Origin of the sequence: Spirillospora sp. NPDC052242 (genome assembly GCF_040679555.1) — a bacterium.
In the GTDB taxonomy this organism is placed as follows: Bacteria; Actinomycetota; Actinomycetes; order Streptosporangiales; family Streptosporangiaceae; genus Spirillospora.
The window spans coordinates 64,906-85,745 of record NZ_JBFAUZ010000004.1 but is presented as its reverse complement, the minus strand read 5'-3'; the positions used below and the strand labels follow the sequence as shown (position 1 = coordinate 85,745).

The window sequence follows — 20,840 nt, the reverse complement described above, 5'->3', positions numbered from 1 at the left end:
GCCCGGCGGGCGTTGTGTCGGTGGGCGCTGTGTCAGCGGGACGAGCGGTTTCGGCCCGTCCGGCCGGTTCGGAGTCGGGGGCGGGTTCGGGCGGACAGGGCGCGGGCCGCGCGGCCGATCACGGCGCGCCCGCCGGACGCCATCGCGACCGGCTCCTTCGCCGTGAACCGGGCCTCCTCGACGCGGGCCCGCTCGGCGGCGAGCTCGGCCTCGCGCTGCCGTTCGAGCTCCGCCCGGTACGCCGCGGCGCGCCGCTCGCCCTCGGTCATCGCCCGGTCGCGCCGGGAGCGCTGCGCCGGGCTGCCCTGGATGACGCCGCCCATCACCGGCCCGCCGCGGTGCGACAAGCCGTCCTCCCGGCCGCGCGAGCGGATCCGCATCCGCGACGCCGCGATCGTGAGGCCGATCCAGAACAGGACCGACAGCAGCACCAGGATCGGCACGATGAACAGGAGGGGGCTGTACGTCGCTCCGGTCGGCGGCGGGAACACGGGGGCGTCACCTCCTGTGTCGGCGGCTCGCCCCGCACATACCCGCCGACGGCGATTCAACCGCGACCCGCGTCACATGCCCCGCGACTGGGAGATGGAGCCCGAGGTGGCGAGGGTGAACGTCCGCATCGACTCCGCGAACTTCGACAGGTCCCACTCGGCCGGGCCCTCGTACCAGTACAGGTTGTCGGCGCCCTCGGCCCGCTCGCCCGCGTCCTCGACCGTCCCGGCCCACCGCTCGACGACGTCGAACACGACCGCGTACGGGAGGAACCGGGAGAACAGCGCGATCCGCTGCCGCGACGCGAGGTCGGCGCCGTCCGGCAGCTCCCCGCGCTCCAGGTACTCCCGGAACCCGATGGTGTGCGCGAGGACGGTCGAACCGCGCGCCGTCTTCGCGGGCATGTACTGGCCGCCGTACGCCAGCGCCGCCCCCGCGATGATCACCGCGAGCCCGGCGAGCGCCCACTCCGTCGTCAGCGCCAGCGCGACGGTCCCGGCGACGCCGAGGACGGTCAGCGCCAGCCCCGCGACCGTCCACCGCGACCGCACCGTGTCGGGGCGCCGCGCGAACCAGCCCTGCCGCACGACGTCGTCGTACATCGCCGCCCGCACCTGCGCGAGCTTCGTCGCGAACGTCCCGCCGAGCTCCGACAGTTTCACGGCGTCGCGCGCCGTCCCGTCCGGGGCGGTGAGCAGGGCGTCCAGCAGGATCCGCTCGTACGGCAGCAGGTCGACCACCGGACGGTCGAGGCGGCGCAGCGTCCAGTCGAGCCGGCCGGTGACCGCCCGGTCCTCCTCCTCGATCAGCAGGTAGCCGCGGACGGCGAGGTCCACGATCGTCGCGGTCACGTCGATCACGTCGGCCTGCTCGTCGATCAGCGTGCCGATCTGCCCCGGCCGGACGCCGTCCGGCGGCTCGAACTCGGCGCCCGCCACCGGCGCGTGGTCGCCCTCGGCGGCCCGCTTCCCGACGACCCGCGCGTCCCGCCCGCGCAGCATGTACAGGATCGCGACGCCGCCGCCGAGCAGCACCAGCAGCCCGGCCAGCGCCGACGCGGTCACCGCGTTGACCGAGAACGCCGTCGCGACCGTCTGCCGCCGCTCGTAGAGCGCGCGCCCGCCGGTCGTCCCGGCCGGGAAGCCCGCGACGACCGTCAGGTACTCGCCGGGGAGCATCTTCTCCTGGCTGTAGATCCCCTGCGTGTGCGCGTGGTTCATGTAGAACTGCGTGCAGCCGACCGTGCTGCCGATCGGGCCCGCGAAGCAGTTCACGTTGCGGATCATCGTGCCGCCGTCGACGGTCGCGCTCGCCGTCTCCACCGGGACGTCGAACCCCCCGGCCACCGGCCACCACAGCTCGTCCGCCGCGCCCATCCGGGTGATCGCGCCCCGCAGCTCGTACTCGAGGACGACCGTGCGGCGGCCCGTCAGGTCCTGCGTCCCGCGCACCTCGACGGTCGTCCGGGTGCCCTCGCTCGTCGCGGTGACCCGCGTCGGGCCGCCGTCCGGACTGGACGCCCGCACGTTCGCCATCCGGTACACGCGGTCGCGGGTCGCGCTCTCGTGCTCACGCGTCACGTACTCGCGGGCGAAGCCGTCCCGGCCCGCGAACTCGTAGACGATCGTCTCCCGCACGCGGGTCACGCCGTTGCCCACGGTCATCACGACCCGGTCGCTGAGCACCCGCTCGCCCGCCGCCCGCTGCGCCGCCGCCGCGGGCGCCGCCGTCGTCAGGGGGAGGAGGGCGGCGGCCGTCAACGCCGCCATGACAGGTCGCACCCGGCGCAGCGCCGCAAGAGCAGACATGGCCGCACATCGTAGCGGTAAAGGGTGTACCAAGAACGTGCGATGATGCTCCCTTATGGCAGGTCGCACCCCCTCACCAGCACCGGCGTACCGTCGGCCTGCCTACCGTCACGTCCCGTCCCGGCGCCCGCCGCGGCGCACCCCGGACGGGACGATCGCGGGCGTCGTCGGCGGCGTCGCGGCGGCCGTGGTCCTGGCGGTCCTCGGGTTCTCGCTCTTCGGCGACCGCGACCCCATCGGCGCCATCACGGGCACGTACCGGGAGGCCGCGGTCGACCGGGAGACCGCCACCGACAACCGGCTGTACGCGACGGGCGAGCTGACCCCCGTGAACTGCGCGCTGCCGCGCCTGGAGCCCGGCGGCGCGTCGATGCGCCGGTTCATGGACGTCCTGAGCGACTGCCTCGACGCCTCGTGGGGCCGCCAGTTCGCGAAGGCCGGCATGACGTTCGACGTCCCCGACCGCGTCTTCTGGCGGGACGCCGGGCGCAGCCCGTGCGGCACGTACCCGAGCCCCGGCTCGTCCGCGTTCTACTGCCCGGCGAACAACACGATGTACGTCGGCGTCGACCACATCGTCGCGACGTCGGGGGACGAGCCGCTCGCGAACTTCGCCGTGTTCGCCCGGGTCGTCGCGCACGAGTACGGCCACCACGTCCAGGACCTCGCCGGGATCCTCCTGTACGGGAACCGGCTGATGGAGGACGCCGACCCGCTCGGCCGCGCCGAGGCCAGCCGGCGCATCGAGCTGCAGGCGCAGTGCTTCGCGGGCGCGTTCCTCGGCGCGGAGCGCGGCACGCTGCCGATGACCCGCGACCAGATCGTCGCCATGATCGAGGACGTCCGGGGGCGGGGCGACGAGGACCTGCCGCCCGCCCAGCGCGACCACGGGTCCGGCCGCACCTACGCGGGCTGGGTCGTCACCGGGTTCGAGGGCGGCGAACTCGCCGTCTGCAACACCTGGACGGTCCCGCCCGCCGAGGTGAGCTGACCGGAACGGGGAGCCGACCGGAACGGGGAGCCGACCGTTCGTCCGGGAGGCGACCGTTCGTCCGGTCCTTTACCCGGTGGCACATGAGCACATGTACTCATGTGCCGGGCGCGTCCGGACCGCAGCCTCGCGGCCAGAACCTCTGAGCCGGATCGTCCCGTTCTGTCTACTATGCCGTCACGGACCGTGTGAGCGGACTCACGCGATGAGTGCTAGCTGGCCTGCTTGCAATTGCAAGCACCATGACGCAGGGTGGAGACATGGCGAGTTCGAAGGTCGGCTCGATCGGGGAGTACATCCGGGAGCAGCGCACGCGGGCGAAGATCTCGCTGCGCCAGCTCGCGGACGTCTCGGGGATCTCCAACCCGTATCTGAGCCAGATCGAGCGCGGCCTGCGCAAGCCGAGCGCCGAGATCCTGCAGCAGATCGCCAAGGGGCTGCGGATCTCCGCCGAGGCGCTGTACGTGCAGGCCGGGATCCTCGAGGACCGGGAGGCCGACACCGATGTGCAGGCCGCCGTCCGGGCCGACCTCCTCCTCACCGAACGGCAGAAACAGGTCCTTCTGGACATCTACGCGTCGTTCCTGAAGGAGAACGAAGCCACCGGAGTGCTCGACGACGTCCGGGACGGCACCGACGACGAGATCGACGACGAAAACGGCGACGAGATCGACGACGGGGCCGGAGCGGACGCCGGCGACGAGCACGAAGTCCACAAGCAGAACGGAAAGGAAGAAGTCGGATGACGCTGGCCGGCAATCTTCGAGACAACAAGGCCGTCTACACCGTGGCCGGCGCCGGCGACTTCGCGGTGGAGAAGCTCCGCGAGATGCCCGAGCAGATGACCCGGGCGCGCGAGGTCGCGGAGAAGTACCAGGGCGAGGTCCGCGAGACCGTGTACCGCTACGGCGGGCAGTTCCGCGAGACCGTGGAGCGCTACCGCGGCGAGGTCCAGGGGCGCGTCGACGCCAAGGACCTGCCGGGCACCGCCGTCGCGTACGCGACCACGTTCGGCAGCCGGGCCGCCGAGTTCATCGACGAGCTCGCCGAGCGCGGCCGCAAGGTCGTCCACCGCGAGGCCGCCGAGGTCGCCGAGATCACCGAGGCGAAGCCGCGCACCGCCCGCACCGCGCCGAAGCGCACGACGGCGCAGCGCAAGAGCACCGCGAAGAAGACCGGCTCCTGACCCGACGGATCGGGGGCGCACGCGCACGGGCCCGGCCGGGAACACCCGGCCGGGCCCTGTCGTCCTCCTGTCAGGGCCGAATAGTGTGGGTGGCGATGAACGCGTGTGCGCGGCGTGAAGCCGCCGTCCGAGACGAGCAGGAGCGCTGATCACCGATGGCGGGCTTCAACGTTCTGGATTACTTCTTCTGGCTGCTGCTGATCATCGCCTTCGCGATGGAGGCGTGGGCGCTGATCGACTCCCTCACCGTGCCGCAGAACGCCTACGCGGCCGCGAGCAAGCAGAGCAAGAAGCTGTGGACGATCATCACGGTCGTCTGCGCGGTGGTCGGCATGGCCTACGCCGTCGCGCCCGCGGCGCTCGGCGCCAGCCCGATCAGCCTGCTCCTCGGCATCCTGCCGGTCGCCGCGTTCCTCGGCGCCGCGATCTACCTCGCCGACGTCCGTCCGGCCGTCGCGCCGTTCAAGAAGCGCAACGGCGGCCGGGGCGGCCAGCGGCAGGGCCCGTACGGCCCCTGGTAGACCGCCGGACCTGAGGTTTTCCGCAGGGGCGGCGCTGCGGCGCACCGCGCAAACCGTGCGGTCCGCCCCATGACGCCGGAGGGGCCGCCGAACCTAGCTTCGCTTGCATGAACGCAAAGCGAAGGCCCCTGCCGGTCCGGATCGCCCGGTGGAGCGCCGCCCGTCCCTGGTCCGCCGTCGGCCTGTGGGCGCTGTTCGTCGTCGCGTGCCTCACCCTCGGCACGGCTGCGGGCACCGCCACCATCTCCGACGCCGAGTCCGGCGTGGGCGACTCCGGCCGCGCCGGGCGCATCGCCGCGTCCGGCGACTTCCCCGAGAAGCCCGAAGAGAACGTCCTCATCACCGCCGTCGACGGGCGGCTCGACCCCCGCGCCGCGCGCGCCGCGGCCGACGACGTCGTCCGCCGCATGAAGGCCCTCCCCGAAGTGGAGTCGGTCGCCGCCCCCGTCCCCTCCCCGGACCGGACGGCCGTGCTCGTCCCGGTCACGATGAAGGGCGACACCGAGCACGCCGACCGCCGCGTCGACCCGCTCCTCGCGCAGAGCGCCGCCGTCCAGGACGCCCACCCCGGCCTGCGCGTCGAGCAGGTCGGCACCGGCTCGACCGCCAAGGGCCTCACCGAGACCCTCGGCGAGGACTTCAAGCGCGCCGAGTACATCAGCCTGCCGCTCACCCTGCTGATCATGCTCGCCGTGTTCGGCGCGCTGATCGCCGCCGCCGTCCCGGTCGTCCTCGCCCTCTCCTCGGTGGCCGCCGCGATCGGGCTCTCCGCCCTGGTCTCCCACGTGCTCCCCGCCACCGGCGTCCTCAGCAACGTCATCCTGCTGATGGGCATGGCCGTCGGCGTCGACTACTCGCTCTTCTACCTCAAGCGCGAACGCGAGGAGCGACGGCGCGGCCGGCCGGACGCGCTGGAGATCGCCGCCGAGACGTCCGGGCACACCGTCGCCGTGTCCGGCGGCACCGTCGTCGTCGCGATGGCCGGCCTCTACCTCGCCGGGGAGGCCACCTTCACCTCGCTCGCCACCGGCTCGATCATCGTCGTCGCCGTCGCCGTCCTCGCCTCCCTCACCGTCCTGCCCGCACTGCTCGCCAAGCTCGGCCCCCGCGTCGACCGTCCCCGCATCCCCGTCCTGTGGCGGCTGACCCTCCGCTCCGGCGAGTCCCGCCTTTGGCCCGTCCTGCTGCGCCCCGCGCTCCGCCGCCCCGCGCTCACCCTCGCGCTCTCGACCGTCGCGCTGCTCCTCCTCGCCGCCCCGGCCCTCGACATGCGGCTCGAACAGCCCGGAACGGACGACCTGCCCCGCGACGTCCCCGTCGTCCGCGCGATGGACCGGCTCACCGCCGCCTTCCCCAGCGAGGGCACCGTCCACCAGGTCGCGGTCCGGGCGCCCGCCGCACGGTCCGCCGACGTCCGCGCCGCCCTCACCGGCCTCGCCGCCCGCACCGCCGCCGACCCCCTCTTCGCGCACGACCGCGCCCCCGAGATCCGCACGTCCCCCGACGGACGCGTGCACCTGATGGACGTCGCCACCCCGCACGCCCGCAACAGCGACGAGGCCGCCCGCTCCCTGGAGACCCTCCGCGCCTGGCTGCCCGCGGCCCTCGACGGCCTCCCCGCCGAGCACGGCGTCGGCGGCAAGCTCGCCGAAGGCGCCGACTTCACCGACCACCTCGAGGAACGGCTGCCCATCGTCGTCGGGTTCGTCCTGCTGCTCACCCTCGTGATGACCGGCCTCATCTTCCGGTCCGCCGTCATCGCCCTCTCCGCCGTCGCGCTGAACCTCCTCTCGGCGGCCGCGGCGTTCGGCGTCCTCGTGCTCGTCTTCCAGAACACGTGGGCCGAAGGGATCCTCGACTTCCACTCGTCCGGCGCCGTCGTCTCCTGGCTGCCGCTCTTCCTGTTCGTCGTCCTGTTCGGCCTGTCGATGGACTACCACGTGTTCGTCGTCTCCCGGATCCGCGAGGCCGCCCGCGACATGCCGACCCGCGCCGCCGTCGGCGCGGGCATCACCCGCTCCGCCGGCGTCGTCACCAGCGCCGCCGTCGTGATGGTCGCCGTCTTCGCGATCTTCGGCACGCTCAGCATCGTCGAGTTCAAGCAGCTCGGCGTCGGCCTCGCCGCCGCGATCCTCATCGACGCCGTCGTCATCCGGATCTTCGTGCTCCCCGCCCTGATGGCCCTGCTCGGCGCCGCGAACTGGTGGCCCGGCCGCGCCCCCGCCCGCCCCGCCGACGCGACCGTCCCCGACCTTCCGCTCCCCGCCCGCCGATGACCGGCGGTGCGGCATGATCGAGAGTCCGGGCCCGGCACGGGCCCGGACCCGCCACGCGTGCACGACGAGGAGGCCGCCATGAACGCGCACGGGCGCACGACCCGGCTGGAACTTGACGACCAGAACCTCCGCGAATGGGAGGCGATCGTCCTCGAATCCGGCCCGGACGGGATCGTCCTCGACCGCTCGGCGTTCTACCCGGGCGGCGGCGGGCAGCCCCCGGACCACGGCGTCCTCCTCTGGCAGGGCGTCCAGACCCGCATCGCCGGCGTCCGCAAGGGCGACGACCTGGTCCTCCTCCCCGCCGACGACGACCCGCTCCCGCCACCCGGAACCGTCGTGCGCGGCGCCGTCGAGGACGACCGCCGCACCGCCCTCATGCGCACCCACTCCGGCCTGCACCTCCTGTGCGGCGTCGTGTTCCGCGACTACGGCTGCCTCGTCACCGGCGGCAACATGGAACCGCTGAGCGCCCGCATGGACTTCGACCTGCGCGAGGTCCCGCCGAACTTCAAGCAGACCGTCGAGGACGCCTGCAACACCGAGGTCGAGGCCGACCGCCGCATCGACGTCCGCACCCTCCCCCGCGCCGAGGCGTTCGCGATCCCCGACATCGTCCGCACCGCCACCAACCTCGTGCCGCCCGAGGTCCAGGACGTCCGCATCGTCGACATCGTCGGCCTCGACACCCAGGCCGACGGCGGCACCCACGTCGCGTCCACCAAGCAGATCGGCCGCATCACCGTCGCCAAGGTCGAGAACAAGGGCCGCGGCTTCCGCCGCCTCCGCATCAAACTCACCGACTGACCCCCGCCCGCCCGTGCGAGGGCTTGGGGTCGGGAGAATCGACGGGTGGGCGTGCGGAGTGTTGCGGAGGCACGGCGGGCGTTGGCGCCGCTCGAGGGTGAGGCGGCGTCGTGGTACGTGCGCGTGCACGTCGGCGGTGACGTCGGGGCGGCGCCGGCCGCGCTGCTTCGCTCGGTGGTCTTCGCTCCGGGGTTCGATCAGGGCCCCTCGGCCGACGGGATCAGCTGTTCCGGCGGCGCCGGACGTAGGCGAAGGTGACGGCGGCGAGCAGTGGCCCCCACAACAGCAGCGGCAGGTAGCACAGGTAGTAGGTCGCGGCTTCCCAGCCGCCTGCCTGAGTGGGGAAGTTCGCGGGCGTCGGCTCGCCTTGGAGGGTGACCCCGGCGAACTCGGCGATCCAGCAGGCGGTCCAGAGGACCGTCAGCACCAGGGCGCCCAGAGCCGCGGGGATGGCCGCCGCCTTTGTCGGGATCGGTCGGCCGCGCAGGAACGGTACCCAGCGCGGGAACACCTCGCCCCAGCGGGCGATCAGGCCGATCGCGGCGAACGCGGCGACTTCGGAGGCGATCGACAGGAAGACGATGTAGGCCCGTTCACCGAGCCCGCTCCCGTCGGCGAACGCGGCCGGAAGTCGCCAGAGACTGGCCGGCAGCACGACGAACGGGACGGCGAGCGCGGCCGTCCGCGCCCAGCGGGGAACCCCGGCCACCGGGGCGTGGGCGGCTGCCCATGCGGTGCGCAGCCGTCCGGTGGTCACCGTCCGATCGATCACAGCGGTCATTGTCGATCCTTTGGTCCGGCGGGCCCGACTGCCCGCTCCGCATCAAAGATCGCAACCGCGCCGGGTCGTGATCATCCCCCGCCGGGGTGAACCCGCCCTCCGCTCGGGGGAAACACCGGTGGGCGCGGTCAAGCCCTCCCTCCCAAGTACCGCGCCGCTCACCCGTTCCGCGCCGTCCGGGGCTCGGCGCCCTGTGGCCGCGACTCGGAGGGCTGACTTTCCTGCTGCTCGGCGTCGCTGCTCGCCCACCGTTCGTGGGCGGACTGGCGGCTGATGCCGACCGCGGCCCCGATGTCGGTCCAGGAGGCGCCCGCTCTGCGTGCCGTCTGGACGGTGCCGGCCAGATGGGCAACGGCATCGGCGGCCTCGCGGGCGGCTTCCTTCACCAGGTTGTCCCGGGTGGGGGCGTGGTGCTCCCGCCACTCCTTGCCCAGCATGTCGTCCAGAAGGTCGGAGACGTAGCCGCGTTCGTCCGGCCGGTCTTCCTCGGCGAGGTCGGTCCGCAGTTCGCCGGTCCACCCGCATGTGCATCGAGCCTGTGCGCCGATCGCGGTCCACCCGTCCCGCGACCCTGCGTTCGGTGCGTGACGGCCATGACGACTTCCCCCCAGGACGCCCCCGCGCGGCTGGGGCTGCGGCTCGCCCTGTGGCTGCTGCCCGACGTGCTCGCGAGCGCGACGCAGGGCCAGGCGTACGCCGGGCCGACCTCACCCGGCGGGCGGGAGCTCCTCGAACACGTGCGCGGCCTGCCGCAGGCGCAGGGCTGGATGGTGGCGGCCGCGCTGGGACGCGCGGCGGCGGTGATCGCCGGAATTCTGCCGGACGTCGCGGACGACCTGGCGGTGTTGGTGGCGAGCGTCGGGGCCGCCCGCGCGGTGGTCAGGATCCGGGTCTGCATCCCGGGAATGATCGCGAAGGCGAGGACCCCGAGGGCGAAGGTCAGGATCGCCGCGAGCACCCGGATCCCGTTGACCGCCCAGAACCGTCGCGGTCAACGCGTCCGGTTTCCAGGTCGCCGCCGCGTTCGCGGGCTGGCTCGGCGGCCGGATCGTCGCGGTGGACGGGGGGCTGAGCGCCCTTCCCCTGATCGCGGCCGTTCTCACCCTCACCGGACTCGCCGTGGCCCCCGCGATCCTCCGGACCGAACCGTCCCGCACCGGCACGTGAAGCGGGCGGGACGTCATCGGGGTTCTCCCGTGACCACCGGTCGGCCCCCGTCGCCGGGTGCACGTCCGAGTGCGTCGTCGAGGGGGACGTGCCGGTCGCCGTGAGGCGGCGTGGGGCGTTCGGCGCGGGTTCGGGCGTAGGCGTAGGCGAGGAAGGTCAGGGCTGCGGCCAGGTAGGCGTTGGCGACGAGGGTGACGGGGCCGTGGAAGCCGTACTCGTCGGGGCCGCCGTCGTGGGGGGTGAACCACATGGGGGCCACGGCGAACACCGCGTAGGCGCAGGCGGGGGCGATGCGGTGGCCGTCGCGGACGAGGACCGCGAGGGCCGGGACGATCCACACCCAGTGGTGCGCCCACGAGATGGGGGAGACGAGCAGGCCCGTGGTGCCGGTGACGGCGATCGCGGCGAGGTGGTCGCCGCGGCGGGCGCGGGCGGCGGCGAGGGCGAGGCCGGCGACGGCGAGCAGGGGCGGGACGAACGTGTACCAGCCGTCCACGTGCTCGGCGCCGCCCAGGATCCGGACGGCCGCGCCGTACGGGGACTGGTTGCTGATGTACGGGGCGCCGACGCGGGACGTGTCGAAGAAGGTGTGGAGCCAGTAGACGCGGGACGCGGCGGGGGCGGCGGCCCACGCGGCGAGGGCGCAGGCGCCGAATGTCGCGGCGGCGATCGCGGCGGATTTCGTTCTGCGGGTGACGAGGAGAAAGAGAATGAAGATTCCCGGCGTCAGTTTCATCGCCGTGGCGATGCCGATTCCGACGCCCGCGCTTTTGTTGTTCGCGACGCGTTTCATGTCGAACATGATGAGCGCCAGCAGGAACAGGTTGACCTGCCCCTGGTAGAGCGAGTGCCACATGGGCGCGAGGGCGAGCCCGGCCGCGACGGTCGCGGCGACGACCGGACGGGACGGGCGGCGGCCGGCGAGTTCGAGCGTCACCGCGCAGGCGTAGGCGAAGGCCGCGACGGACGCGAGTTGCCAGGCCACGCGGGCGACGGGGAGGGGCAGCGCGGAGAGGGGCGCGAACACCAGGGCGGCGAACGGGGTGTTGGTGAACCAGTGGTCGGCGTGCTGGTCCAGGTAGAGGGACGCGCCGTCGGTGAGGGCCTCGCCGCCGAGCATGTAGATGCGGAAGTCGAGGGCGTCGTAGGTCGCGGCGAATATCGCGACGGCGACCAGTTCGATGGCGAGGGCCGTGTACGCCAGCCGTTTCACGTATGTCCTCCGTCCGGTGGGGAGGTCAACGATGGCGAATGGCGCGGTGACGTCGCGTCGGGCCGGGGACGGTAATCGCAGGCGGGGTTATGGCCCGGGGAATTAAGCCCGTGGGCCAATGTGCGGCGGGGGTGCGCTCGTTACGATCGGCGCATGATGAATCGCCGGGTTTTGTCGGCGGCGTCGATGTGGTGTGCGGCCCTGCTGTATCCGGTCGTCGTCTTCGTCACGTTCGCGAGCGCGTCGTCGGGTTACGGCGAGCTGGAGGTGCTGCTGACGGCGGTGCTGACGGTGCTGGTCCTCGGGATGCTGGTGCGGTGGCCGCTGCCGGCCTTCGCGGTGCTGCTGCTCGGCTGGACCGGTGGGATGCTGGCGGACCAGAACGGCGTGGTCCTGCTGCTGCACGTGCTGATCCTCGACGCCGGAGTCGTGTACGTCGCGTCGGTGCGGCCCCGGTGGGTGTCGCTGGCCGTGGCGGCGGTGACGCTGCTCGTCCAGGTCGGGTGCGCGGCGCTGTTCATGTACGTCGACGAGACGCTGCTGCTGTCGGTGCTGCTCGCGCTGGTGGTCGCGTGGACGGCCGGGAACTCGGTGCGGGTGCGGCGGGTGCACGCGGAGGCGCTGCGGGCGCGGGAGACGGAGCGGGCCGTCTCGGAGGAGCGGCTGCGGATCGCGCGGGAGCTGCACGACATGGTGGCGCACAGCGTGGGGATCATCGCGATCCAGGCGGGGGTCGGGGGACGGGTGATCGAGACGCAGCCCGCGGAGGCGCGCAAGGCGCTCGACGTGATCGAGGCGACGAGCCGGGACACGCTCGCGAGCCTGCGCCGGATGCTGACCGGCCTGCGCCGGGAGGGCGCGCTCGGGCCGGCGCCGGGACTGGACGACCTGGAGCGGCTCGCGGCGGCGACGTGCGACGCCGGGGTGCGGGTGGACGTGCGGCGCACGGGCACGCGGCGGGACCTGCCGTCGGACGTCGACCTGTGCGCCTACCGGGTGGTGCAGGAGGCGCTGACGAACGTGGTGCGGCACGCGGGCGTGACGGACTGCAGGGTGACGATCGGGTACCGGGAGGACGGCCTGGAGGTCGAGGTCGAGGACGAGGGGAGCGGCGGGGTGGTGGGTTCCGGGTTCGGGATCGTCGGGATGCGGGAGCGGGTCGCGCTGCTGCGGGGCGAGTTCACGGCGGGGCCGCGGCCGGAGGGCGGGTTCCGGGTGGCGGCGAGGATCCCGGCGTGACGGTCCGGGTGCTGCTCGTGGACGATCAGCCGCTCGTCCGGGCGGGGCTGCGGGTGCTGATGGCGGACACGTCCGACCTGGAGATCGTGGGGGAGGCCGGGACGGGCGCGGAGGCGGTGCGGCTGGCCGGGGAGGTCGCGCCGGACGTGGTGGTCATGGACATCCGGATGCCGGACATGGACGGCATCGAGGCGACGCGGCGCATCTCGGGCGCGCAGGGCGCGCAGGGCGCGCGGGTGGTGATGCTCACGACGTTCGACGACGACGAGTACGTCTACGGGGCGCTGCGGGCGGGCGCGAGCGGGTTCCTGGTGAAGGACATGGCGCTGGAGGAGATCCTCGGCGCGGTCCGGGTGGTGGCGCGGGGCGAGGGGCTGATCGCGCCGAGCGTGACGCGGCGGCTGATCGAGGAGTTCGCGGCGCGCCCCGAACCGGTGCCGGCGCGTCCGGCGCGTCCGCTGGAGGGGGTCACCGGGCGGGAGCGGGAGGTGCTGACGCTGGTGGGGCGCGGGCTGACGAACCACGAGATCGCGGACGAACTGGTGATCAGCGTCGCGACCGTGAAGGCGCACGTGGCGCGGCTGCTGGCGAAGCTGGACGCGCGCGACCGCGTCCAGCTGGTGATCATCGCGTACGAGCGGGGGCTGGTGGGGCCGGGCGGGTGACGTCCCGGACGGACGTCCTACCGGCTGTAGTACTACGCGGGGGCGTCGGATAATCTGGATGCCGTGAAGGGTCTGGGAGAGCTTGAACGCACGGTCATGGAGGTCCTCTGGGCGCGGGAGGACGCCGGTTCCGGTGCCGCCACCGCGCGCGACGTGAGCCGTGCGCTCGCGGACGACCGGGATCTCGCCCACACGACCGTCATGACGGTTCTCGACAGGCTCGCGAAGAAAGGCTTCCTCGAGCGCGAGCGCGACGGCCGCGCGTGGCGGTACCGTCCGGTGGAAAGCCGGGAGGGGTACGTCACCGAGCTGATGCTGGGCGCGCTGGAGGAGACGGGCGACCGGGACAAGGCGCTCGTCCACTTCGTCCGGTCGGTCTCGAGCGACGAGGTCGACGTGCTCCGCCAGGCGCTGGCCGCCCTCACGTCGAAGGAACCACCGGCATGACCGGAACCGCCCTGCTCGCATTGATCTCCCTGGGGACCGTCGGCGGGGCGCACGTGCTGTCCCGTGCACGGTGGACGTGGCGGACCCCGCGCATCGGCATCGCCCTGTGGCAGGCCCTCGGCCTGTGCTGGGGCGTCGCCACGATCGGCGCCCTGCTCGGGCTGGCGCTGCTGCCGTACCGCAGCGGCGTCGCGGGCGGGCTGCCCGGCCTCTACAACGACGGGGCGGCGAAGCTCGACACGGTCCACATGGCCGCGCTGCTCGGGGCGCTGAGCCTCGCCGGGGTGCTCCTGGTGATGCTGGCGTTCGCGGTGGTGCGGGTGGTGCGGGCCCGGCGGCGGCACCGGGCGCTGCTCGCGCTGGTGTCGCGGCGCGACTCGGCCGTCCCCGGCACCCTCGTGCTGGACCACCCGGGCGCCGCCGCGTACTGCGTGCCGGGCGTCCGGTCGTCCAAGGTGGTGGTGAGCGCCGGGACGCTGGAGCTGCTCGACACGGCGGAGCTGGCCGCGGTGCTCGCGCACGAGCGGGCGCACGCGCGCGAGCGGCACGACCTGGTGCTGCTGCCGTTCGCGTCGCTGCGGCAGGTGTTCCCGCAGCTGCGGCTGGTGGGCAGGTGCCTGGACGCGGTGGAGCTGCTGATCGAGATGGCGGCGGACGACCGGGCCCGGTCGGGGCGGTCGCCGCGCGAGCTGGCGACGGCGCTGCTGCGGTTCGCGGCGGCGCGCCCGGCGGCGGCGCCGTCGGGGACGCTCGGGGTGGCGTCCCGCGACGACATCCCGGTGATGGCCCGGGTGAACCGGCTGCTGGAGCCGCGCCCGCTGCCGCGCGCGACGCGGCTGGCCGCGACGGCGGCGGTGCCGCTCGTCGCGGGCCTGCCGCTGCTGCTGATCGTCATGCCGCACTGACCGCGTCCCATTACCGCCGGGCCCCACGTCAGGCCGCGAGGACGGTTCCGTAGAGCCGGTCGACGTGCAGGCGGATCACCATCCGGCGGTCCTTGACCATCTGTTCGAGGAACGCGCGCTCGTCGGCCGGGTCGGCGAAGCCGGGGGTCATCGCGAGGAGCTCCCGGCCGACCGCGTCGCCGGGCGTCTCGCTCGCCTCGGACACCTCGGCGGTCCCCTCGGCGACGGCGAACGACAGGTGATCGTCGCCGGACACGTGCAGGGCCGCGTGCGGGTCGTTCGCGAGCTGCCGCACCTTGGCGCGTCCGGCGACGGTCGAGATCCGGACGGTGCGCGTCGCGGGGTCCCAGGCGTGGACGACGGTCGACAGGTGCGGGTGGCCGCTGCGCTTGGTCGTGGCGAGGACGCCGAACGGCTGCGCCGCGAGCAGGCGGGCGAGTTCGTCCTCGGAGACGGGCTTCGGGCCGGGTCCCTGGCCGGGGCCGTACTGGGTCATGACGTGCTCCTTCGTGGTCGGTGAGGTTCGTGCGGTCGGTGGGCGACGGGTTCAGAGGGTGAGGGACGGGGCGGACGGCTCGGCGTCCGTGCCCGCGGCGTCCGCGGGGGCGTCCGGGGCGGCCTTCTGGGTGCGCAGGACGAGCACGGCGACGGCGAACGCGGCGGCGAGCAGGGCGGCGCCGGCGCCGAAGGCGAGCCGGTAGCCGCCGGTCAGCGCGGTCGCCGCGGTGTCCCCGGCGGCGAGCAGCGCGTCGGTGCGGGCGGCGGCGAGCGTCGACAGCACGGCGACGCCGAGCGCCATCCCGATCTGCTGGGCGGTGTTGAACAGGCCGGACGCGAGGCCCGCGTCCTCGGGGCGGGCGCCGGACATCGCGAGCCCGGTCAGCGCGGGCATGACGAGCCCGCCGCCCGCGATCAGCAGCATGGGCGGGAGCAGGTCGGCGGCGTACGCGGCGTGCACCGGGACGCGGACGAGCAGGGCGAGCGCGGCGGCGAGCATGACGAGGCCGGTGAGCAGGACGGCGCGCTCGCCGAACCGGCGGGCGAGGCGGGCGTAGCCGAACAGCGAGATCGTCCCGATGGCGACGGCGGCGGGCAGCATCGCGAGGCCGGTCTCGAGGGCGCCGTAGCCGAGGACCTTCTGCATGTAGAGGGCGCCCATGACCTGGAACGAGAACATCCCGGAGAACGCGAGGATCTCGACGGCGTAGGCGCCGGAGGCGGTCCGGGAGCGCAGGACGCGCAGCGGCATGAGCGGCGTCCGGGCCTTCGCCTGCCGGACGAAGAAGCCCGCGAGCAGCGCGAGCGCGAGGGCGCCGAGGCCGAGGGTGTGGGCGGAGGCGACGCCGTACTGCTCGATCTTCACGACGGTGTAGATGCCGAGCATCAGCCCGGACGTGACGAGCAGCGCCCCGGCGACGTCCGCGCCGGCGGCGAGCCCGGTGCCGCGGTCGCGGGGGAGGGCGGGCAGCGCGAGCAGGATCGTGACGATGCCGATCGGCAGGTTGATCAGGAAGATCCAGTGCCAGTTCAGGGCGTCGGTGAGGACCCCGCCGAGCACCTGCCCGACGGACGCCCCGGCGGCGCCGGTGAAGCTGAAGATCCCGATGGCGCGGGCGCGTTCGGCGGGCCCGGTGTAGAGGGTGACGAGGATTCCGAGGACGACCGCGGCGGCCATCGCGCTCCCGACGCCCTGCAGGAAGCGGGCGGCGATGAGGACGGCGGGGCCGGTGGCGGCGCCCGCGAGCAGCGACGCGGCGGTGAAGACGACGTTCCCGGCGAGGAACATCGTCTTGCGGCCGACGAGGTCGCCGAGCCGTCCGGCGAGCAGCAGGAGGCCGCCGAACGCGATCAGGTAGGCGTTGACGGTCCAGCTCAGGCCGGTGGCCGAGAAGCCGAGGTCGTGCTGGATGGCGGGCAGCGCCACGGTGACGATCGAGCCGTCGAGGACGGTCATCAGCATCGTGGCGGACAGCACGCCGAGCGCGGTGCCGCGCGCTCGCAGGACAGTGTTCACGGGTCTCTCCCATCGCGGATCGATGGAAGAGACGGTAGCAGATAGTTTTGTTAGAGACGATCTATTGGCGGACTACTTTGTGCGCTCGCGGGCCCGCCGCACCGGCTGCGGGCTCTCCACGGGCCGCGCGAGATGGCCGGTGACCAGCCGCTCCAGCGCGCGGACGAGCACGTCCCGCTCGTCCGGCGGGAGCGTGCCGAGCGCGTCGCCGTGCACCCGGTCGACGATCCGCTGGCTCTCGGCGGCGACCCGCGCGCCCTTCTCGGTGACCGCGATGATCCGCGCGCGCCGGTCCCGCGAGGACGGCCGCCGCTCGGCGAGCCCGGCCTTCTCCAGGGCGTCCACGGTGACGACCATCGTCGTCTTGTCCATGTCGCCGATCTCGGCGAGCTGGATCTGCGTCCGCTCCTCCTCCAGGGCGTGCACGAGGACGCAGTGCATGCGCGGCGTCAGCCCGATCTCGGCGAGCGCCGCCGACATCCGGCTCTTCAGGGCGAGGCCGGTGTGGTCGAGGAGGTAGGACAGGTCGGTCTCGGTGCTGGACGGTGCGAGTGCGGTCATGCCGCCAGCGTACCCAGTTCGTCCCGTAACGGATTATCTAGTGGCATCCGCTTTCCCGGCGGGTATCCTGGCGGGCATGCAGCGAACCGCGTGCCTCGGCTGGTGGCCGTCCTAGGACGGCCGCACGATCACGCGATCACGAACGCACAGGGCCGTCCCGCCGGACGGCCCTTCTCCTTTCCCCGGCGCGGGGCCGCCCGCGGAGGCGGCCGGGAAAGGAGACACCGCCCATGGACCCCGTCGTCGACGCCGCCGAGCGGCGCACCCGCGAACTCGAGGAGCGCATCGCCGCCGACCCCGCGGCGTTCCGCGTCCTCACCGGAGACCGCCCCACCGGACCCCTGCACCTCGGCCACTACTTCGGCACCCTCGCCAACCGGGTGCGCCTGCAGCGCCTCGGCGTCGACGTGTTCGTCCTCATCGCCGACTACCAGGTGCTCACCGACCGGGACGTCGCCGAGCGGCTCCCCGAGCACGCCCTCGGCCTCGCCGCCGACTACCTCGCCGCCGGGATCGACCCCGCCCGCGCGACGATCTTCCGGCACAGCGCCGTCCCCGAGCTGAACCAGCTCATGCTGCCGTTCCTGTCCCTGGTGTCGGTCGCCGAACTGGGCCGCAACCCCACCGTGAAGGACGAGATCGCGGCGTCGATGCAGTCGGCGGTGAGCGGGCTGATGTTCACCTACCCGGTGCACCAGGCCGCCGACATCCTGTTCTGCAAGGCCGACCTCGTGCCCGTCGGCAAGGACCAGCTCCCGCACCAGGAGGTCACCCGGACGGTCGCGCGCCGCTTCAACGAGCGCTACGGCCCCGTCTTCCCCGTCCCGGACGCGCTGCTGTCGGACGCGCCGAACCTGCTCGGCACGGACGGGCAGAAGATGAGCAAGAGCCGCGGCAACGCGATCGCCCTGTCCGCGACCCCGGACGACACCGCGCGGCTGATCAAGCGGGCGGTGACCGACGCCGACCGGCACATCACCTACGAGCCGGACGCCCGTCCCGGGGTGTCGAACCTCGTGCACCTCGCCGCCCTCTGCCAGGGCCGCGACCCGCACGCCGTGGCCGCCGACGTCGGCGACGGCGGCGCCGCGGCGCTGAAGAAGGTCGTCGTCGAGTCGGTGAACGAGTTCCTGCGGCCGATCCGCGCCCGCCGCGCCGCGCTCGCCGCCGACCCGGCGCACCTGCGCCGCGTCCTCGCCGAGGGGAACGCGCGGGCCCGCGACGTCGCCTCCCGGACCCTCGCCGAGGTCCGGGAGGCGATGGCGATGGCGGCCTAGCCCGGGGGGCGCGGGGCGATGCCGTGCAGGACGGACGCGACGACCTCGTCCACCGGCACCGGGGACGGTTCGCGCGCGCCCAGCAGCGCCGACAGGACGGCCTCGTGGCACACCCCGACGATCATCGACGCCGCGGCGGCCGGGGACGCGTCCGCGGCGAGCCGGCCGAGGTCGCGCTCGGCCCGCAGGTAGGCGTGCAGGTGGTCGCGCCACGCCTCGCCCGGTTCGTGCGCCGCCGCGAACCGGGCGAGCACGTCGGGCTGCGCGGTCAGCCCGGCGAGCGCGGGCAGCAGCGCGCGGTGCAGCGCGAGCCCGTGCTCGACGTGCGCGCGCAGGTTCGCGGCGAGCGTCCCGGCGCCCGGCTCGGGCAGCGGCCCCAGCTCCCGCTCGACCCGCAGCACGCGCGCGTGCAGGGCCAGGGCCAGCAGCTCCTCCTTGCCGTCGAAGTGGTTGTAAAGGACGCCGTCGGCCACCCCCGCCGCGCGCGCGATCGCCCGGACGGTCAGGCCCGCCGCGCCCTGCTCGGACATCATGCGGTCGGCGGTGGCGATCAGGTGCTCGCGCAGGCTCCGGTCGCCGTCCCGCAGCGCCGCCGCTTTACGTGGTGACATCAGGCGGCATCGTATTCGTGGAACGCGTACCCGTGGTCCGCCAGTTCGTCCAGGAGGTCCGTCCCGACGGCGGCCTCCAGGTGCCGCACGCCGCGCGGCGCCCCGGCCAGGCGCCGCACGGCCAGCGCCGCCACCAGGCCGGACGCCCGGCTCTGCCGCCGTCCGGACACCGCGGCGACCCGCCCGCCGGACGCGGCGGCCACCGCGAAGCCGTCCCCGCCCACGTGCACCCGGTGCGCGGCGGCCCGCAGCCACCGCGCGTCCCGGAAGCGGGCGGCGCGGGGGAGGAGCGCGGTCACGGCGCGGGAGTCGAGGGCCAGGCCGGTGCGGACCCGGCCGGACGGCGTGGACGGGTCGGGGAACGGGAAGCGGTGCACGCGGCGCGTCCCGAACGGCGGCGGGAACCGCATCGTCCACGACTCGTCCAGCTCGCGGAGGGCGCCGAGCGCGTCGAGCGTCCACGCGACGGCGCCCGGCCCGTGCCGCTCGCCCGAACCGAGCAGGACGCCGATGTCGACGGGCCGTCCGGTCCCGGCGAACCGGTGCGCGAGCAGGTTCGTGACGCCGGGCGCGACCCCCACGCCGACGACCACCGACGCGCCGTTCGCGGCCGCGACCCCGTCGAGCTCCTCAAGGCCGCGCAGGACCTCGCGGGACGCCGACACGTCGACGTAGTGCACGCCGCGTTCGGCGCACGCCCGCGCGACCCCCACGTTCTCCCGTTCGGCGCACATCACGACGGCGTCGGCGTCCAGGATCGCGTCGAGCGCCCCCGCGGCGGCCTCCCGCAGGGCTGTGTCGAACGCCTCCCGCAGGGCCGTGTCGAATGCCTCCCGCAGGTCGATGCGCAGCGGGATCGTCCCGGGGACCGACCGGGCCTTCGCGAGGTCCCGGCCCGCGACGACGATCTCGGGCACGCGGCCGCGCAGGCCCGCGACGACCTCCCGGCCGACCGCCCCGTAGCCGCCGAGGACCGCGACCCGCCTCACCGGCGCGCCGTGATCAGCCGTGCCGTGCTGCGCAGCCGCACCGCGCCGTCCCGCTCGAACGGACGCAGCGCGCCGGCGATCGTCGCGACCACGTCGTCGCTCTCGCCGTAGTTGTAGCGGATCGGCCCCCAGGCGGCGAGGAACGCGGCGGCGTCGGCGGCGTCCCGCCCCCACACCTGCTCGGCCTCGACGCTCCGGTTCGTCACGGCGCGGAACCCGGCGTCGCCGAGGATCGCGGCGGCGCGGTCGGGGTCGGCGAGGGAGAGCGGCCCGTCGTGCCCGATCGCCGGCTGCGGCAGCGCGGGAAGGGCGGCGAGCACCGTGCCGAGGTCGCTCTCCTCGGGCGGCGCCATGACGAGGAACGCGACCCGCCCGCCCTCCGCCGCCAGCGCGCGCCGCACGTTGCCGAACGCGGCGACGGGGTCGGCGAAGAACATGACCCCGAACCGGCTGATCGCGACGTCGAACCCGCCGTCCGGGAGCGGGTAGAGCTGCGCGTCGCCCTGCTCGAACCGGACGTTCCCGACGCCCTCCTGCTCGGCGAGGCTGCGCGCGCGGGCCAGCATCGGCCCCGACAGGTCGACGCCGGTCGCCGCGCCGAGGTGCGCCCGTTCCGCCGCGAGCCGGGTGACCTGCCCGTTCCCGCAGCCGATGTCGAGCACGCGGTCGCGCGGGCCGATCGCGGCGGCGTCCAGCAGGTGCGGGTTGAAGCCGCTGTTCACCGCGTCGTACCGGGCGTGGTGGTCGGCCCAGTGCGTGCCCTCGTACCCGTTCCACGCCTCGGCCTGGTGCTTGTTGACGATCTCCACTGCTGCTCCCTCGTTATGAACACGCGTTCATGAACACACGTTCATCCTGGCCCCGGCGAGGCCCGCCGTCAACCCCGTCCT

At 73.9% G+C, this 20,840-nt stretch carries 22 protein-coding genes; 11 read left to right on the top strand and 11 right to left on the bottom strand.

Annotated elements, in window-relative coordinates; all coding sequences use genetic code 11:
• Positions 1 to 32: 32 nt before the first annotated feature.
• Positions 33 to 491, bottom strand: a complete 459-nt coding sequence (locus tag AB0L25_RS04805; protein WP_500168668.1) for a hypothetical protein — start codon at positions 489 to 491, stop codon at positions 33 to 35.
• 72 nt (positions 492 to 563) lie between these two features.
• A complete protein-coding gene (locus AB0L25_RS04800; protein ID WP_500168666.1) occupies positions 564 to 2,300 on the bottom strand; it encodes a DUF2207 domain-containing protein in 1,737 nt (578 codons plus the stop codon).
• Positions 2,301 to 2,355: 55 nt separating this feature from the next.
• Between AB0L25_RS04800 and AB0L25_RS04795 the strand changes: the two genes are divergently transcribed.
• From AB0L25_RS04795 to AB0L25_RS04770, 6 genes are all read left to right on the top strand, one after another.
• Positions 2,356 to 3,291, top strand: a complete 936-nt coding sequence (locus tag AB0L25_RS04795; RefSeq protein WP_500168664.1) for a neutral zinc metallopeptidase — start codon at positions 2,356 to 2,358, stop codon at positions 3,289 to 3,291.
• Between the two features lie 260 nt (positions 3,292 to 3,551).
• Positions 3,552 to 4,037: a helix-turn-helix domain-containing protein gene (locus tag AB0L25_RS04790; RefSeq protein ID WP_500168663.1), complete on the top strand. Its 486-nt coding sequence runs from the start codon at positions 3,552 to 3,554 to the stop codon at positions 4,035 to 4,037.
• A complete protein-coding gene (locus AB0L25_RS04785) occupies positions 4,034 to 4,477 on the top strand; it encodes a hypothetical protein (RefSeq protein WP_500168661.1) in 444 nt (147 codons plus the stop codon). The genes AB0L25_RS04790 and AB0L25_RS04785 overlap by 4 nt, the downstream gene beginning before the upstream one ends.
• Before the next feature lie 155 nt (positions 4,478 to 4,632).
• Positions 4,633 to 4,998 carry a DUF2516 family protein gene (locus tag AB0L25_RS04780; protein WP_500168659.1) on the top strand — a complete coding sequence of 122 codons (366 nt, stop codon included), beginning with the start codon at positions 4,633 to 4,635 and terminating at the stop codon, positions 4,996 to 4,998.
• 107 nt (positions 4,999 to 5,105) lie between these two features.
• Positions 5,106 to 7,274, top strand: coding sequence for an MMPL family transporter (locus AB0L25_RS04775; protein ID WP_500168657.1), 2,169 nt, complete (start codon positions 5,106 to 5,108; stop codon positions 7,272 to 7,274).
• 78 nt (positions 7,275 to 7,352) lie between these two features.
• A complete protein-coding gene (locus AB0L25_RS04770; protein ID WP_500168655.1) occupies positions 7,353 to 8,081 on the top strand; it encodes an alanyl-tRNA editing protein in 729 nt (242 codons plus the stop codon).
• A gap of 220 nt (positions 8,082 to 8,301) precedes the next feature.
• Here AB0L25_RS04770 and AB0L25_RS04765 read toward each other — a convergent pair whose 3' ends face one another.
• From AB0L25_RS04765 to AB0L25_RS04755, 3 genes are all read right to left on the bottom strand, one after another.
• Positions 8,302 to 8,862, bottom strand: coding sequence for a hypothetical protein (locus tag AB0L25_RS04765; protein ID WP_500168654.1), 561 nt, complete (start codon positions 8,860 to 8,862; stop codon positions 8,302 to 8,304).
• A gap of 158 nt (positions 8,863 to 9,020) precedes the next feature.
• Complete coding sequence (locus tag AB0L25_RS04760; protein WP_500168652.1) at positions 9,021 to 9,299, bottom strand: hypothetical protein; 279 nt, start codon at positions 9,297 to 9,299, stop codon at positions 9,021 to 9,023.
• 743 nt (positions 9,300 to 10,042) lie between these two features.
• Positions 10,043 to 11,242, bottom strand: a complete 1,200-nt coding sequence (locus tag AB0L25_RS04755) for a glycosyltransferase 87 family protein (RefSeq protein WP_500168650.1) — start codon at positions 11,240 to 11,242, stop codon at positions 10,043 to 10,045.
• Between the two features lie 153 nt (positions 11,243 to 11,395).
• Between AB0L25_RS04755 and AB0L25_RS04750 the strand changes: the two genes are divergently transcribed.
• From AB0L25_RS04750 to AB0L25_RS04735, 4 genes are all read left to right on the top strand, one after another.
• Positions 11,396 to 12,481: a sensor histidine kinase gene (locus AB0L25_RS04750; RefSeq protein ID WP_500168648.1), complete on the top strand. Its 1,086-nt coding sequence runs from the start codon at positions 11,396 to 11,398 to the stop codon at positions 12,479 to 12,481.
• The gene (locus AB0L25_RS04745; RefSeq protein WP_500168646.1) at positions 12,478 to 13,146 is read left to right on the top strand and encodes a response regulator; all 669 of its coding nucleotides are present in this window, start codon (positions 12,478 to 12,480) and stop codon (positions 13,144 to 13,146) included. The genes AB0L25_RS04750 and AB0L25_RS04745 overlap by 4 nt, the downstream gene beginning before the upstream one ends.
• A 63-nt stretch (positions 13,147 to 13,209) precedes the next feature.
• Positions 13,210 to 13,593: a BlaI/MecI/CopY family transcriptional regulator gene (locus AB0L25_RS04740; RefSeq protein WP_500168644.1), complete on the top strand. Its 384-nt coding sequence runs from the start codon at positions 13,210 to 13,212 to the stop codon at positions 13,591 to 13,593.
• A complete protein-coding gene (locus tag AB0L25_RS04735) occupies positions 13,590 to 14,498 on the top strand; it encodes a M56 family metallopeptidase (protein ID WP_500168642.1) in 909 nt (302 codons plus the stop codon). The genes AB0L25_RS04740 and AB0L25_RS04735 overlap by 4 nt, the downstream gene beginning before the upstream one ends.
• Before the next feature lie 28 nt (positions 14,499 to 14,526).
• Here AB0L25_RS04735 and AB0L25_RS04730 read toward each other — a convergent pair whose 3' ends face one another.
• The 3 genes from AB0L25_RS04730 to AB0L25_RS04720 all read right to left on the bottom strand — a co-directional run bounded on the left by AB0L25_RS04730 (position 14,527) and on the right by AB0L25_RS04720 (position 17,073).
• Positions 14,527 to 14,994 (bottom strand): TIGR03618 family F420-dependent PPOX class oxidoreductase, encoded by a 468-nt coding sequence (locus tag AB0L25_RS04730; protein WP_500168640.1) that lies wholly within the window; start codon positions 14,992 to 14,994, stop codon positions 14,527 to 14,529.
• Positions 14,995 to 15,045: 51 nt separating this feature from the next.
• The gene (locus AB0L25_RS04725) at positions 15,046 to 16,512 is read right to left on the bottom strand and encodes an MFS transporter (RefSeq protein WP_500168638.1); all 1,467 of its coding nucleotides are present in this window, start codon (positions 16,510 to 16,512) and stop codon (positions 15,046 to 15,048) included.
• A gap of 72 nt (positions 16,513 to 16,584) precedes the next feature.
• Entirely contained in the window at positions 16,585 to 17,073 is a 489-nt protein-coding gene (locus AB0L25_RS04720) for a MarR family winged helix-turn-helix transcriptional regulator (protein WP_500168636.1), read from the bottom strand.
• A gap of 230 nt (positions 17,074 to 17,303) precedes the next feature.
• Between AB0L25_RS04720 and trpS the strand changes: the two genes are divergently transcribed.
• Entirely contained in the window at positions 17,304 to 18,350 is a 1,047-nt protein-coding gene (gene trpS / locus AB0L25_RS04715) for a tryptophan--tRNA ligase (RefSeq protein WP_500168634.1), read from the top strand.
• Here trpS and AB0L25_RS04710 read toward each other — a convergent pair.
• Genes AB0L25_RS04710 through AB0L25_RS04700 form a run of 3 tightly spaced genes read right to left on the bottom strand, consistent with a single transcriptional unit; the run spans position 18,347 to position 20,759 of the window.
• Positions 18,347 to 18,961, bottom strand: a complete 615-nt coding sequence (locus tag AB0L25_RS04710) for a TetR/AcrR family transcriptional regulator (RefSeq protein WP_500168632.1) — start codon at positions 18,959 to 18,961, stop codon at positions 18,347 to 18,349. The genes trpS and AB0L25_RS04710 overlap by 4 nt on opposite strands.
• Entirely contained in the window at positions 18,961 to 19,950 is a 990-nt protein-coding gene (locus AB0L25_RS04705) for a saccharopine dehydrogenase NADP-binding domain-containing protein (RefSeq protein ID WP_500168630.1), read from the bottom strand. The genes AB0L25_RS04710 and AB0L25_RS04705 overlap by 1 nt, the downstream gene beginning before the upstream one ends.
• Complete coding sequence (locus tag AB0L25_RS04700) at positions 19,947 to 20,759, bottom strand: class I SAM-dependent methyltransferase (RefSeq protein ID WP_500168628.1); 813 nt, start codon at positions 20,757 to 20,759, stop codon at positions 19,947 to 19,949. The genes AB0L25_RS04705 and AB0L25_RS04700 overlap by 4 nt, the downstream gene beginning before the upstream one ends.
• Positions 20,760 to 20,840 lie beyond the last annotated feature (81 nt).

Bases quoted from the DNA above. Each gene is read 5' to 3' on its own strand.
- AB0L25_RS04790 (WP_500168663.1), top strand. From the start codon at position 3,552: ATGGCGAGTTCGAAGGTCGGCTCGATCGGGGAGTACATCCGGGAGCAG.
- AB0L25_RS04765 (WP_500168654.1), bottom strand. From the start codon at position 8,862: ATGACCGCTGTGATCGATCGGACGGTGACCACCGGACGGCTGCGCACC.
- trpS (WP_500168634.1), top strand. From the start codon at position 17,304: ATGGACCCCGTCGTCGACGCCGCCGAGCGGCGCACCCGCGAACTCGAG.
- AB0L25_RS04785 (WP_500168661.1), top strand. From the start codon at position 4,034: ATGACGCTGGCCGGCAATCTTCGAGACAACAAGGCCGTCTACACCGTG.
- AB0L25_RS04800 (WP_500168666.1), bottom strand. From the start codon at position 2,300: ATGTCTGCTCTTGCGGCGCTGCGCCGGGTGCGACCTGTCATGGCGGCG.
- AB0L25_RS04770 (WP_500168655.1), top strand. From the start codon at position 7,353: ATGAACGCGCACGGGCGCACGACCCGGCTGGAACTTGACGACCAGAAC.
- AB0L25_RS04775 (WP_500168657.1), top strand. From the start codon at position 5,106: ATGAACGCAAAGCGAAGGCCCCTGCCGGTCCGGATCGCCCGGTGGAGC.
- AB0L25_RS04750 (WP_500168648.1), top strand. From the start codon at position 11,396: ATGATGAATCGCCGGGTTTTGTCGGCGGCGTCGATGTGGTGTGCGGCC.
- AB0L25_RS04710 (WP_500168632.1), bottom strand. From the start codon at position 18,961: ATGTCACCACGTAAAGCGGCGGCGCTGCGGGACGGCGACCGGAGCCTG.
- AB0L25_RS04735 (WP_500168642.1), top strand. From the start codon at position 13,590: ATGACCGGAACCGCCCTGCTCGCATTGATCTCCCTGGGGACCGTCGGC.
- AB0L25_RS04780 (WP_500168659.1), top strand. From the start codon at position 4,633: ATGGCGGGCTTCAACGTTCTGGATTACTTCTTCTGGCTGCTGCTGATC.
- AB0L25_RS04795 (WP_500168664.1), top strand. From the start codon at position 2,356: ATGGCAGGTCGCACCCCCTCACCAGCACCGGCGTACCGTCGGCCTGCC.
- AB0L25_RS04720 (WP_500168636.1), bottom strand. From the start codon at position 17,073: ATGACCGCACTCGCACCGTCCAGCACCGAGACCGACCTGTCCTACCTC.
- AB0L25_RS04730 (WP_500168640.1), bottom strand. From the start codon at position 14,994: ATGACCCAGTACGGCCCCGGCCAGGGACCCGGCCCGAAGCCCGTCTCC.
- AB0L25_RS04760 (WP_500168652.1), bottom strand. From the start codon at position 9,299: ATGCTGGGCAAGGAGTGGCGGGAGCACCACGCCCCCACCCGGGACAAC.